Genomic DNA, 12,260 nt, shown 5'->3' with positions numbered 1-12,260 from the left:
TAGCAAGTACTAGGAGGCTAAATCGTTGGATATTTCGGCATTTATCCGGACATCTTTGGACATTTCCTTAATTCAACTGAATCAGGTCGATAATAATCATGTTTCTATCCATCAAAATCAAACTGAAGCTCACAGACGAGCAGAAAGCATCAAGCCAGTAAACAACCGATGTGATGAAAAGTTGCTTCGCCGGTATTACAGATCCGGGCTTACTACGTACAGTTAACCAAGATGACTACTACATAGACCCGGACGGTCGCTTCTTTATTGTTGCCGACGGTATGGGTGGTCATGCCGGTGGACAAGAGGCAAGTAAAATCGCCACTGAGGCGATTAAGACTTATTTGAATAAAGATTGGAACTCTCAAACTCCTTCTGATGAGTTACTAGAACAAGCGATCTATCAGGCCAATCAGGCTATCCTCAACGATCAGCAAACTCATCCAGAACGGTCAGATATGGGAACCACTGCCGTAGTGGTGATGTTCCGTCAAAACCAGTGTTGGTTTTCTCATGTAGGAGATTCTCGCCTCTATCGGTTCCGAAATTCTAAGTTAGAGAAGATTACAGAAGACCACACCTGGGTAGCCAGAGCAGTTAAGTTGGGAGAACTGACAGCTAAACAGGCTCGCATGCATCCCTGGCGTCATGTTCTGTCTCAATGTCTAGGCAGAAAGGACTTACCTAAAGTCAATGTCCATAGGATAGAGGTTAAATTATGCGATCGCCTTTTGCTTTGTAGCGATGGACTCACCGAAGAACTTTCCGATGAATTGATTGCTTCCTCTCTCCAAGAGAGTTCAAGTATTGATCAGGCTCTGGTTATGCTTGTTGAAGCCGCTAAAGACCAAGGCGGTAGGGATAACATTACTGTGGTTATAGTAGAGATTGGGGAAAGGATGAAAGGTCTTGGATGAAAGGTGTTGGGTGAACGTGCGTGATTAACACACCTTACAGGTAGAGTTACGTTGTAAATACAGCTTGGATATACCAGTTACTAGCACTGAGGTAAAACAGAAAGCTCACTCCCTGGGCTTTCATAAGGTAGGCATTGCAGCTGTGGATGTTGATCATCATGACTCAGCAGAGCAAAACTTGAAGGCTTGGCTAGGGTTAGGGTATCAAGCAGACATGGCTTGGATGGCAAATCCTCGACGCTTGGATATTCGTGCCTGTATGCCAGAGGTGGAGTCAGTAATTTCTGTTGCTCTCAACTACTACACCCCTCACCAGCGTCCCGAAAGCCCTGAGTATGGCAAAATCTCCCGTTACGGTTGGGGGAGAGATTACCATAAGGTCATGCATAAAAAATTGAAGGAATTGACCTTTTGGTTACAAGCACAAGCAGAAGAAATCCAGGTGCGTTACTATGCTGATACAGGGCCAGTACAAGATAAAGTCTGGGCGCAGCGCTCAGGTATTGGTTGGATTGCTAAAAATGGTAATGTAATTACGCGGGAGTATGGCAGTTGGGTATTTTTAGGGGAAGTGTTGACTAACCTAGCCTTGACCCCAGATACCCCTCACACTTCACACTGTGGTAGCTGTACCCGCTGTATTCAAGCCTGTCCAACGGGTGCTATTACCAAACCGTTTGTCGTTGATGCCAACCGCTGCATCGCCTATCATACCATTGAGAATCGGGCTGCAAACTTGCCGGAATCGATTAAACCCCATTTAGAAGGCTGGGTTGCTGGTTGTGACATCTGTCAAGATGTTTGCCCCTGGAACCAACGTTTTGCTAAAGAAACTGATGTGGTAGAGTTTCAGCCCTACCCTGAGAATGTGGCTCCTCGACTCACGGAATTAGCTACTATATCTGATCAGGAGTGGAATCGACGGTTTCCAGCTTCGGCGCTGCGGCGTATTAAGCCAAATATGCTACGGCGCAATGCCCAAGCTAATATTGATGCATGTCAAAAATCGGTTGACTAGTCTGACTAGTCATTGATTATTTGGGTGGCGAATTGCGAATTGCGAATTGCGAATTGTTAATTGTTAATTGCTCAATGAGTGTAAAAGTAATTCTTTTTGATTTTGATGGGACTCTGGCTGATACCCTTACTGCCATTGTCAAGATTAGTAATAGCTTAGCGGGAGAATTTGGATATCAGCCCACATCAGCTGAAAAATTGGAGCAAGTTAGACATTTAAGCTCTAGGGAAATTATTAAGCAATCGGGTATTTCGAGGTTTAGAATCCCGTTTTTGTTGAAAAAAGTCCAAAAACTATTACGCGAAGATATTCAAAGTTTAACTCCTATTCCTGGACTAATAGACGTTTTAAATGATTTTAAATCTGAAGGTTACCAATTAGGGATATTGACATCTAACTCTGCAGATAACGTTAACCTTTTCTTGGAAAATAATTCTTGGGTAAAGCTTTTTGATTTTGTTGACTCAGGGAGTCCCATATTTGGAAAAGAAAAAGTTATTCGTAAATTCCTCAAAAAACATAATTTAAATCCTGCTGATGTGATCTATGTCGGAGATGAAACTAGGGATATTGAGGCAGCTAAACAAAATAATCTTAAAGTAGTTGCTGTCAGTTGGGGATTTAATTATAAAGAAGTTCTAGCTCAATATCAACCCGATTTTTTGATCGACGAACCCCAGGAGCTATCTGAACTAGTATCTAATTTAGATCAATCAAAAGTTAAATCAAAAGTAGTTTGTTATTAGGAATTAGTTAATTGTTCCTTATTACTTGTTAATTTCCCAATGATAATTTGACCAATGACAATTTGATATCAGCCCATTTTAAATCACATTTTGTACTACTACCAATAGTCCGCCAGGGATGAAAATCCCAGGGCGAGTAAATCCAGTCCTCTCAAGAGGACTAAATGCTTGTCAGATCAAGGTTGAAGTCTACATATAGCCAATCCAATAGGTTGTATAAAGCCAGGTTATCTAAGAATTGGATTGGCTTGTATTATCCTTTTTTTATCTGAATTATCGATTATTTTACCCATCAATTGATACCGTAACCAGCTATATAGCAGAAGTCAGAAGTCAGAAATCAGAAGTCAGAAGTCAAACTCTTGCGCTTACTTAGGTTTGAGACTTTTGTCATGTCCTAACTGCCCTGGCGACTGCTATAGCTAAAAAAACTATGGTCAAGTAACAATGCTTACTGCTGTTTATCATATACTGATCATTTTGTCAAATTCTACAAATCTCCACTACACCTGACACCCAGTCTTAACCAACAAGCTTTGGTGCGTAAGTCCTGAAATTAACCAATTGCCGTTGTTGGATAAAAGTTGAATTAAATCGTCAATTTAAGCTGAAAAACTCAATTTGAGTGGAAAATAGGAATATAGAGCAGGATTAGCGAAGAGCAACGTGAAATATTTCTTTTTATCGGAAGGCTGGATAGTCGGGCGCGTTTGGGAGTTTGGAGGTCTTTGGAACGAAAACGCTTGGCGACGGCTGCCAGAAATTAAGCAAATGAACCTTTCTATCCTAGAGCAAGGAGAAAAATTGTGGCTCTATCAGGTTGAAGACCTTGTGGTTATGCTTGAAGTCAAACCCATGCCTAACACCTCACCTGAGTCAGCAAAAACTATTGGTCAAGTTGTCCTAAAACGCTTGATCACTGCTGAGCAAGTTCTTGAGCGCTTAGCGATGACACATACTGAAATCATGGTAGCGGGCAAAGGTTAACTGTTATAGGGAAAAGGCACCAGGGGACAAGGAAGAAGAGGGAGAAGAAGGTGAGGATAGGGAATATGAGGAAACAATACTTTTGATTGCGATTTGTGATCAAAGCTATAGCTCGGGTTAGCAGTTAATCAAAAAACCCTACCCATAGGATTGGACCCTAATACCGAGTTGCATATCAATAGCCCTTTGAGCCCCAGCTTTTACCACCTCTGGACTCTTTACCCTCTGCCCCCTCCCCTCTTAAGTGCTTTAGGTAATATCGTTTAAACTCAACTGGGCATAAGTTCTATCCTTGTGCCTTTTTCCATATACATTTTTCATGTTGATTTGTGTCCGACTATTGCTAATCAGTAAAGAGGCTACCGGAATGAATTTGACAATTTTTAGGTTTTAGAAGCTATATTGCTCTAATTTAGGCAAATACAAGGGAAATTTGCCCAATATAGCTGGTTAAGCGCTTCCGACCCTAAGCTGAGAACACGAGCGTTCGCTTGCAATCGGCTCTAACAATAGTTACACTTCTTTAAACAAACTTTAGTTTCATACATACTTTGTCCTACCTAAGTTGCCAATGGCGATATCTAGGGGGGCTACCAAAGTAGCGATACAGTTAGGTTCATACCTAACCAAGGTCGGTCGGAGAGCTTGAAAGCTCTCCAAACAGTGTCAAATTAAAGAAATCATACCGTAAGCGTTGTCAGATGAGGTTTTTAACCCCTCGAACAACGTTACTCTTAGGATCCCCTGTGTTTCAAGCGGGGGGAAGTTCAAGGCGATTTCTAACATACTGATCAAAAGAAGCGTCGAAGTAAAAACTCTATATTAGGAGGAGCGTAGTCAATGGGACTACCCTGGTACCGAGTACACACGGTCGTCCTGAATGATCCAGGACGTCTGCTAGCTGTGCACTTGATGCATACAGCCCTGGTGGCAGGCTGGGCTGGTTCAATGGCCCTGTACGAATTGGCAATTTTTGATCCGAGTGACCCGATTCTTAACCCGATGTGGCGTCAGGGGATGTTCGTCATGCCCTTTATGGCTCGTCTAGGGGTTACTGATTCCTGGGGGGGCTGGAGCATCACTGGTGAAACTGTAACCAATGCAGGCTTATGGTCTTTTGAAGGTGTCGCTGCAACTCATATTATCCTTTCTGGTTTATTGTTCCTGGCTGCCGTATGGCACTGGGTTTACTGGGATTTAGATGTGTTCAGAGACCCACGCAGTGGCGAACCAGCTCTCGATTTGCCAAAAATTTTTGGTATTCACCTGTTCTTATCTGGTTTACTCTGCTTTGGCTTTGGTGCCTTTCACTTGACTGGGCTTTGGGGTCCTGGGATGTGGGTATCTGATGCTTATGGTCTCACTGGTAGTGTTCAAGCGATCGCACCAGAATGGGGACCAGCAGGCTTTAACCCCTATAACCCTGGAGGTATTGTCGCTCACCATATCGCTGCTGGTGTTGTTGGGGTTATTGCTGGTTTATTCCACTTAACAGTACGACCACCAGAACGCTTGTTTAAAGCTCTACGGATGGGGAATATCGAAACGGTACTCTCCAGCAGTATCGCGGCTGTGTTTTTTGCTGCCTTTGTAGTAGCAGGCACCATGTGGTACGGCAGTGCTGCCACCCCAATTGAACTGTTTGGTCCAACCCGTTATCAGTGGGATCAGGGGTATTTCCAACAGGAAATTAACCAACGGGTACAAGCTGAATTGGCTGATGGTGCTAGCTTGTCAGAAGCTTGGTCATCGATTCCAGAGAAGCTGGCATTCTATGACTATATAGGCAACTCCCCTGCCAAAGGTGGTTTGTTCCGTACAGGTCCGATGGACAAAGGGGATGGCATTGCTGAAGGTTGGCTAGGTCATGCGGTGTTCACAGACAGTGAAGGTCGGGAGCTGACCGTTCGTCGGATGCCGAACTTCTTTGAAACCTTCCCGATCATTTTGACCGATGCTAATGGTGTAGTTCGTGCGGACATACCTTTCCGACGGGCTGAATCTAGGTATAGTTTCGAGCAAGCTGGTGTCACTGCTAGCTTCTACGGTGGAGTTCTTGATGGTCAAACCTTTACTGACCCCTTCGATGTGAAGCAATACGCTCGTACTGCTCAGCTGGGTGAGGGCTTTGAATTTGACCGCGAAACCCTAAACTCTGATGGTGTATTCCGCACTAGTACTCGGGGTTGGTTCACCTTTGGTCATGCTGTCTTTGCACTGTTGTTCTTCTTTGGGCACATCTGGCACGGCTCACGCACCCTCTATCGGGATGTGTTTGCTGGTGTCGATCCTGACCTAGAGGAAGAGCAAGTCGAGTGGGGCTTCTTCCAGAAGCTTGGTGATAAGAGTACCCGTAGGACAGAGCCTATCTAGAGGTTAACTATCTCCTATCACAGTTTGAGTCAAAAGCAAAAGGCAGAAGAAAATAAATTTTTCTTTTGCCTTTTTGCTATTTCTGTGGTCCATGCAAGGTAGACTGATAAGTGAGGAGATAATCAGGAATTATAGCTATGGAATCAGTTGCTTATATCTTAATCTTGACCTTAGCCCTAGGCACCCTATTTTTTGCCATTGCTTTTCGGGAACCGCCTAAGATCGGTAAGTAGTTTACCTCGATTTCTCAGATCGAAATTCAACAGTTCTGTGGATGCTCTGAGCCGCAATAGCCTGTGAATGATCCTATAGGATATAGGTAAGTGGACAGGTAGATATCGGCTCATCTTCCATATAATTGTTATATTTGTTATTTTGAAAGTATCGACTCTTAGGGCGTTCTAACTATCTGCCGCCAATCAGTCCACTCAGCAAGAAAACAAAATTATCTTATGCGATGCCCCTCTTGTCACCACACCGAGAGCCGCGTTCTTGAGTCTCGTTCTACTGAGGCAGGGAAAAGTGTGAGGCGACGTCGGGAGTGTTTGGGATGCAAACATCGCTTCACGACATATGAGCGGATCGAATTTGTGCCAATAACTGTGATCAAGCGGGATGGCAAGCGGGAATCATTTGACCGTTCCAAGTTGTTACGGGGAATTATACGTGCTTGTGAAAAAACCGGTATTCTCCAAAAACGCCTGGAAGCATTGGTTGATGAGATTGAAGCAGAATTGCAACAGCGATTTGGTCGGGAAGTCATCAGTCACGAAATTGGCGAGTTAGTCTTGCGCTACCTACGTTCGGAGAGTGAAGTGGCTTATGTACGCTTTGCTTCGGTCTATGGCAAATTTCAAGGGATTAGAGATTTTGTCACTACCCTAGAGGATCTCCAACAGGAAGATGTACCAATGGAAATCCCCCAGGTTCCGCCAACCCCCTCAGATCAGGTAGAAGAAATAAAGACATCCACTTCGGTGTAATTGATCAGATGTTTGTTCATGGTTGACGGTTGATGGTTGACTCTCAAACGTACAAGGTCAACTAGTGGTCTCGTGTCGAGTTGTATGGTTACCATTTGTAGAGATGTTCCACGCAAGGTCTCTACAGGAAGAAGGATTAAGAAACAAACCAGCGTGAGGTTTGGAAACCCGATCTAGGCAAGAGCAGGTTACCGATGCTACCGGACTTAAGATGAGTTTCTTACAGCTAAAGCCGGATTTTAGGGAGCTAGACTAGAAAGTGAAAGAATTTTCAACTCAAGGGCGTGAATTCTATTGAAGCCTAACTAGGTTTACCCAGGAGTTGAGTCAAGGCAAGACCAAAGAGCAAACAGCCATGAAGAAACGTTTCTGGATGAGAGCATGGATGGCTAATGCAGAGGTAAACACCTCTCCACAGCCGCTGGCAAATCCTGAGGTTAGATTACAGCAACCTCAGGAAAACCGCAAGTTAGTCAAATTCTGGCGTATTGCTGCCAGTTTGCTCCTTTGGCAAGGGGTGATACTGGGTACCCCAGCCCAAGCACAGCTTAAACAAGAGAAATCTCTAACCTATAGTGAGCTATTAGAGAAAGTTAAAAATCGGGAAGTCGCTAAAATAGAAATTGATGAAGCTACTAAGATTGCTAAAGTTAGCCTAAAGGAGGCCAAGGAGAATGAACCTCCTCAACGAGTTGCTTTGTTCGATCAAAACTCCTTGCTACTCAAGGAACTCCGTCAACAGAATGTTCCCACTGAAATTAAGCGCTCTGCGGATAACTCAGCCGCTTTAGGTCTAATTGCCAACTTATTTTTGCTTCTGTTGTTACTAGCAGGCTTGATGATGATCCTGCGACGCTCTGCGAGTAATTCTGGTCAAGCCTTAAACTTTGGCAAATCCCGAGCACGGTTTCAGATGGAAGCCAAAACCGGGGTTCTGTTTGATGATGTAGCAGGTATTCAAGAAGCTAAGGAGGAATTGCAAGAAGTCGTCACATTCCTCAAACAACCAGAACGCTTTACTGCTGTTGGAGCACGCATCCCGAAAGGTGTGCTGCTAGTCGGTCCTCCAGGAACTGGTAAAACTCTCTTAGCCAAAGCGATCGCTGGTGAAGCAGGAGTTCCCTTCTTTAGCATCTCTGGTTCCGAATTCGTGGAAATGTTTGTGGGTGTTGGTGCCTCCCGTGTCCGTGACTTGTTCAGAAAAGCCAAAGAAAATGCCCCTTGCTTGGTCTTCATTGATGAAATTGATGCAGTAGGACGGCAACGGGGAGCAGGGATTGGCGGTGGAAACGATGAACGGGAGCAAACCCTTAACCAATTGCTGACGGAAATGGATGGGTTTGAAGGCAACACAGGTATTATTATTATTGCTGCCACTAATCGCCCAGATGTCCTGGATGCTGCACTATTACGTCCTGGACGCTTTGACAGACAAGTTATTGTGGATTACCCTGACTACAAAGGCAGGAATAACATTCTGGAAGTCCACGCTCGCAACAAAAAGATTGACCCTGAGGTTTGTCTAGAAACTGTTGCTAAGCGTACCCCTGGGTTTACTGGTGCTGACTTAGCCAACCTACTCAACGAAGCGGCAATCCTGACTGCCCGCCGCCGCAAAGATGCCATCACTATGCTCGAGATCAATGATGCTATTGACCGGGTGGTAGCTGGGATGGAAGGCACTCCTCTAGTGGACAGCAAGAATAAGCGATTAATTGCCTACCATGAAGTAGGACATGCTGTAATTTCCACTCTCTTACCGGATCACGACCCGGTACAGAAAGTAACCCTAATTCCCCGAGGGCAAGCCCGTGGTTTGACCTGGTATATTCCTGATGAAGAGCAAGGTTTGATTACTCGGGCTCAACTAAAAGCCCAAATTACTGCTGCTTTAGGGGGTAGAGCGGCAGAAGAAGAAATTTTTGGTGAGGCTGAAGTGACTACTGGTGCTGTTGGGGACTTGCGACAAGTGACCTCGCGAGCACGGCAGATGGTAACCCGCTTTGGAATGAGTGATTTGGGTCCTCTGTCCTTAGAAGATCCAGGGGGAGAAGTCTTTCTAGGGGGTAATGTGATTAATAGGGCTGAGTACTCAGAGAAAATTGCTGCCCACATTGATGCCCAAGTTCGCACAATTGTGCAGCATTGCCATGGCCATGCTCGTCAGTTAGTCCGGGAAAATCGGGTAATAATTGACCGATTAGTAGACCTGTTGATAGATCAAGAAACTATCGAAGGAGACCAGTTACGCAAAATTGTAGAAGAACAAACCCAGATGGACAAGGAACAATTGGTAGTTTCGTAGTTTCTAGTTAAACGATCACGCGGCATGCATGTTTGAAACATGTTAATGGTTAATGGTTAATGGCCATTAACCATTAACATTTTTGCCAATCAAACTCGTGTTTTATACATTGCCCGCAGCACCTGGGCTGGGTCAACGTATTGCTTGCCATACTTCAATCCCCAGTGCAGATGAGGACCGGTGGTACGACCAGTCATCCCTACTCGACCGATTCTAGCTCCAGAAGGCAACAGTTGGCCTTCCTTGATCTGAATCCCACCGGAGTTGTCAATTAAATAGCGAGTACCTCCATTTTTAACTGCGTATCCTTTCATGTGACAGTAGATGTGCTGCCACTTGCCCGATTGAATAGTTATTGAGGTGCCGCAAGCAGTACCATCAGAAATTTTAATTACTTTACCACTCCACCAGTTACGGATATAGCTTCCTTCAGGGGCAGCTATGTCTAAACCTCGGTGGAATTCCCATCCAGAACCTCTAGGAGAGGGTCGGTAACCGAAGCCAGAGGTGTAGCCCCGGAAGTTTTCTACGGGAAAGGAACCCCCTTTGGCAAAACTTCTTACTCCGGCTACCAAGCTTGAGGGAGGTTCTGATGCAGTTACTGGCTGGCTGGGCAAACTCGAAAGGGTACTTAAACCGATTAAACTCGTTAAACTCAGTCCAGCGAAAATTAGAAGCCTTGATAAATAACCACTGCGCATTAGTTCTAGTCTGGCTTTAGCTAGTTAGGGGTCTTTCCATTTATATCCCTCGAGATCACCTGCCATCAGCAGGGTGTTTGGGGTTTTTGAGGTATTTATCAAAATCTTGAGTTTTGTTAAGATACCTCAATAAGCTAATACACATTTAACTTGCACAATTTAGCGATGCAGCAAGGGAACAGGGGGTTTCCCCCACTCGCTATTGCATCAAGACAAGGATTGAATTTTTTGTTAAGGGTTGACCTTTGACTAACCGTTCTGCCCGTGTCTACTGTGCGCTTGTCTAGCGTTAACCGTTAACACTAAAGCGATTAACTCAAATAGAGAAGTTAAATGTTGGTTAACTTAGTGATTAATTTGCCCCAGCCTACCCTATCCGTGAACCAATGCTGACTGAATTTTTGCCCTTCCGATTTGAGGTGGATACTACAGCGATCGCAGGAGCATCTTTGTGGTCTCTAGCGCTATATTTAAGCCTCTCGTCCTTCAGGCAATGGATTATGGAGCAATTGAACCGCTGGTTTAACTTTGCTGAGGGATTCTTTTACATCTCGGCTCAGGAATTTGAACGAACCCGCAAGGTCAGAGAATCTCAAAACGCTTTCTATGCGTCAGTTGTCAGCATTGTGCCTTTTTTAGTCATTGGTGCAGTTTGTAACTACCTCGTGGAAATTAGCCTGGGACACAGTTGGGCAATCAGTATCGGGATTATTGCTTGCATGAGTTGTGGTGTTTATGAATTAGGGCGTCAGTCTGGGAATTGAATTTAGCCAGGCCGCGAGAAGCCCCGCGCTCTACCTGAAAAGGTGGGGGTCGGGATGATAGCGGGAAAAGGGTCGGAACGAAGCTTTTCAATAGACTAACTAATCTGGTATCCTGGTCCTGCTCAGGGCCTCATGATCCTGTTGAGTTTTGACTAGAGTTTCTAGATGAGGCAGATTCGCGGTTGGAGTATCCGCTAATGCTTCAGCAGTACTTTGATTCCCTTGTTGATCCCGTTCCAAAATTCTCAACCAATCTAAAAATTCACTAGTACCTGGTATTTTTTGCCAACTTCTCAATCCCCGCAGTTCTCCAAATTTTTGGATAGCTGCTTCGGATACGCGGGTAATATCAGTTTTAAAATGACTCTGGATAATCTGTTTTAGGGTAGCATTTTCTGGAAATTTAAGGTAGTAAAATAAACAACGACGTAGGAATGGTTTTGGCAATTCTTTTTCCCTATTACTGGTAATAATAATTAACGGTAAAAAATCTCTTCGTTCTTCTTTTGTTTTCCCTTTTAAAGCATCAAAACGAACGTTTATTACTTCTTTAACTTGGAATTGCAATCGCTCCATTTCTAAGAGCAAATCATTAGGAAAATCCCGATCTGCTTTATCAATTTCATCAATGAGAACCACCGAAGGAATGTCATTTTGTGATTGCTTAATTGCCTCGCCCAACTCTCCTAGGGTAACATAATTTCTGCGGTACAAAGGTTGGCTGGGATTACCTGCGGTTTGACGTTCCTGAATGTCATACAACCGACCTATGGCATCATAATCATAAAGTAAATCCTGGGCTCGACTGGTAGAGCGGATGTAGCAGCTGTAGAGGGGATAACCCAGTTCATAGGCAACCGCATAAGCTAATCGCGTTTTCCCGCAGCCTGGGTCACCTTCTAATAATAAAGGACGACGCAGGTAGAGAGCAGTATTAACTGCATTTGCCAAAGCTTTAGAAGCAATGTAAGGTTCTGGCTCTTGCCATGCACCAGGAAGCGGTTTGTAGCGACACTTACCGTCACCTGTGTACTTTCTTATCCCTAAGTCATCCATAGCACCTTATACGAATTCACTAAAATAATTCTAAAAATAAGATAACAGTAATAAAGAGAAATAACTTGATCAATAATATGTTTGCGATCGCCTAAGGATTACAGTATTATACTTGTCGCTTAATCAGGTAAATAGCACGTAAGCATTCAGCTATCAGCCTTGGCCAAAGGCCAACGGCTGAATGCTTACAATAGCACTAGGTAAGTTGTTAGTTTAAAACTGGCTCACTACTGACCATGGCCGGATTATTGTAAGCATTCAGCTATCAGCGGTCAGTCGTCAGCCGTTAGCTTTGTGGGACAAGCCAAAAGCGTTGTCACTTGGTTCACTCAGATTAAACCAATGGTTACCTGTTTTATTCAAAAGCACCATCTGTAGCGCTAATCGCGCTATAGCACCTCAAGTAGCAC

General features: G+C 44.3%; 11 protein-coding genes. 9 read left to right on the top strand and 2 right to left on the bottom strand.

The annotated features are described in order from the left end of the window. The first annotated feature begins 173 nt into the window (after window positions 1–173). The 8 genes from F6J99_RS12015 to ftsH all read left to right on the top strand — a co-directional run bounded on the left by F6J99_RS12015 (window position 174) and on the right by ftsH (window position 9,329). Entirely contained in the window at window positions 174–917 is a 744-nt protein-coding gene (locus F6J99_RS12015; RefSeq protein ID WP_293060155.1) for a Stp1/IreP family PP2C-type Ser/Thr phosphatase, read from the top strand. A gap of 64 nt (window positions 918–981) precedes the next feature. Continuing rightward, window positions 982–1,935, top strand: a complete 954-nt coding sequence (gene queG / locus F6J99_RS12010; protein ID WP_293113112.1) for a tRNA epoxyqueuosine(34) reductase QueG — start codon at window positions 982–984, stop codon at window positions 1,933–1,935. Window positions 1,936–2,009: 74 nt separating this feature from the next. Continuing rightward, window positions 2,010–2,681 (top strand): HAD-IA family hydrolase, encoded by a 672-nt coding sequence (locus F6J99_RS12005; RefSeq protein ID WP_293113111.1) that lies wholly within the window; start codon window positions 2,010–2,012, stop codon window positions 2,679–2,681. 666 nt (window positions 2,682–3,347) lie between these two features. Continuing rightward, window positions 3,348–3,668: a hypothetical protein gene (locus tag F6J99_RS12000; protein ID WP_070392016.1), complete on the top strand. Its 321-nt coding sequence runs from the start codon at window positions 3,348–3,350 to the stop codon at window positions 3,666–3,668. Between the two features lie 840 nt (window positions 3,669–4,508). Next, window positions 4,509–6,041, top strand: a complete 1,533-nt coding sequence (psbB, locus tag F6J99_RS11995) for a photosystem II chlorophyll-binding protein CP47 (protein WP_293113110.1) — start codon at window positions 4,509–4,511, stop codon at window positions 6,039–6,041. A 137-nt stretch (window positions 6,042–6,178) separates the two neighbouring features. Then, window positions 6,179–6,274, top strand: coding sequence for a photosystem II reaction center protein T (locus F6J99_RS11990; protein ID WP_008180851.1), 96 nt, complete (start codon window positions 6,179–6,181; stop codon window positions 6,272–6,274). Window positions 6,275–6,493: 219 nt separating this feature from the next. Then, a complete protein-coding gene (gene nrdR, locus F6J99_RS11985; protein WP_070392014.1) occupies window positions 6,494–7,024 on the top strand; it encodes a transcriptional regulator NrdR in 531 nt (176 codons plus the stop codon). A 322-nt stretch (window positions 7,025–7,346) separates the two neighbouring features. Then, a complete protein-coding gene (ftsH, locus tag F6J99_RS11980) occupies window positions 7,347–9,329 on the top strand; it encodes an ATP-dependent zinc metalloprotease FtsH (RefSeq protein ID WP_143727596.1) in 1,983 nt (660 codons plus the stop codon). An 89-nt stretch (window positions 9,330–9,418) separates the two neighbouring features. Here the strand turns inward: ftsH and F6J99_RS11975 are convergent, their stop codons facing one another. Beyond that, on the bottom strand, window positions 9,419–10,030 hold the full coding sequence (locus F6J99_RS11975) for a M23 family metallopeptidase (protein ID WP_070392013.1): 612 nt from the start codon (window positions 10,028–10,030) through the stop codon (window positions 9,419–9,421). Between the two features lie 386 nt (window positions 10,031–10,416). On the opposite strand from F6J99_RS11975, the gene F6J99_RS11970 reads away from it, so the two are divergent. Beyond that, window positions 10,417–10,794, top strand: coding sequence for a hypothetical protein (locus tag F6J99_RS11970; protein WP_070392012.1), 378 nt, complete (start codon window positions 10,417–10,419; stop codon window positions 10,792–10,794). A 99-nt stretch (window positions 10,795–10,893) separates the two neighbouring features. On the opposite strand, the gene F6J99_RS11965 is transcribed toward F6J99_RS11970, so the two are convergent. Beyond that, window positions 10,894–11,850, bottom strand: coding sequence for a MoxR family ATPase (locus F6J99_RS11965; RefSeq protein WP_293113109.1), 957 nt, complete (start codon window positions 11,848–11,850; stop codon window positions 10,894–10,896). Between the last annotated feature and the right edge of the window lie 410 nt (window positions 11,851–12,260).

The sequence above is a fragment of the Moorena sp. SIO4G3 genome (assembly GCF_010692305.1).
GTDB classification, from domain to species: Bacteria; Cyanobacteriota; Cyanobacteriia; order Cyanobacteriales; family Coleofasciculaceae; genus Moorena; species Moorena producens_A.
This window is presented reverse-complemented; position numbering and strand designations above follow the sequence as displayed.

What these genes read in the sequence shown, in the direction of transcription:
- F6J99_RS12015 (WP_293060155.1), top strand. Translation starts at nt 174, where the DNA reads ATGAAAAGTTGCTTCGCCGGTATTACAGATCCGGGCTTACTACGTACA.
- F6J99_RS12005 (WP_293113111.1), top strand. Translation starts at nt 2,010, where the DNA reads ATGAGTGTAAAAGTAATTCTTTTTGATTTTGATGGGACTCTGGCTGAT.
- psbB (WP_293113110.1), top strand. Translation starts at nt 4,509, where the DNA reads ATGGGACTACCCTGGTACCGAGTACACACGGTCGTCCTGAATGATCCA.
- F6J99_RS11990 (WP_008180851.1), top strand. Translation starts at nt 6,179, where the DNA reads ATGGAATCAGTTGCTTATATCTTAATCTTGACCTTAGCCCTAGGCACC.
- nrdR (WP_070392014.1), top strand. Translation starts at nt 6,494, where the DNA reads ATGCGATGCCCCTCTTGTCACCACACCGAGAGCCGCGTTCTTGAGTCT.
- F6J99_RS11975 (WP_070392013.1), bottom strand. Translation starts at nt 10,030, where the DNA reads ATGCGCAGTGGTTATTTATCAAGGCTTCTAATTTTCGCTGGACTGAGT.
- F6J99_RS11970 (WP_070392012.1), top strand. Translation starts at nt 10,417, where the DNA reads ATGCTGACTGAATTTTTGCCCTTCCGATTTGAGGTGGATACTACAGCG.
- F6J99_RS11965 (WP_293113109.1), bottom strand. Translation starts at nt 11,850, where the DNA reads ATGGATGACTTAGGGATAAGAAAGTACACAGGTGACGGTAAGTGTCGC.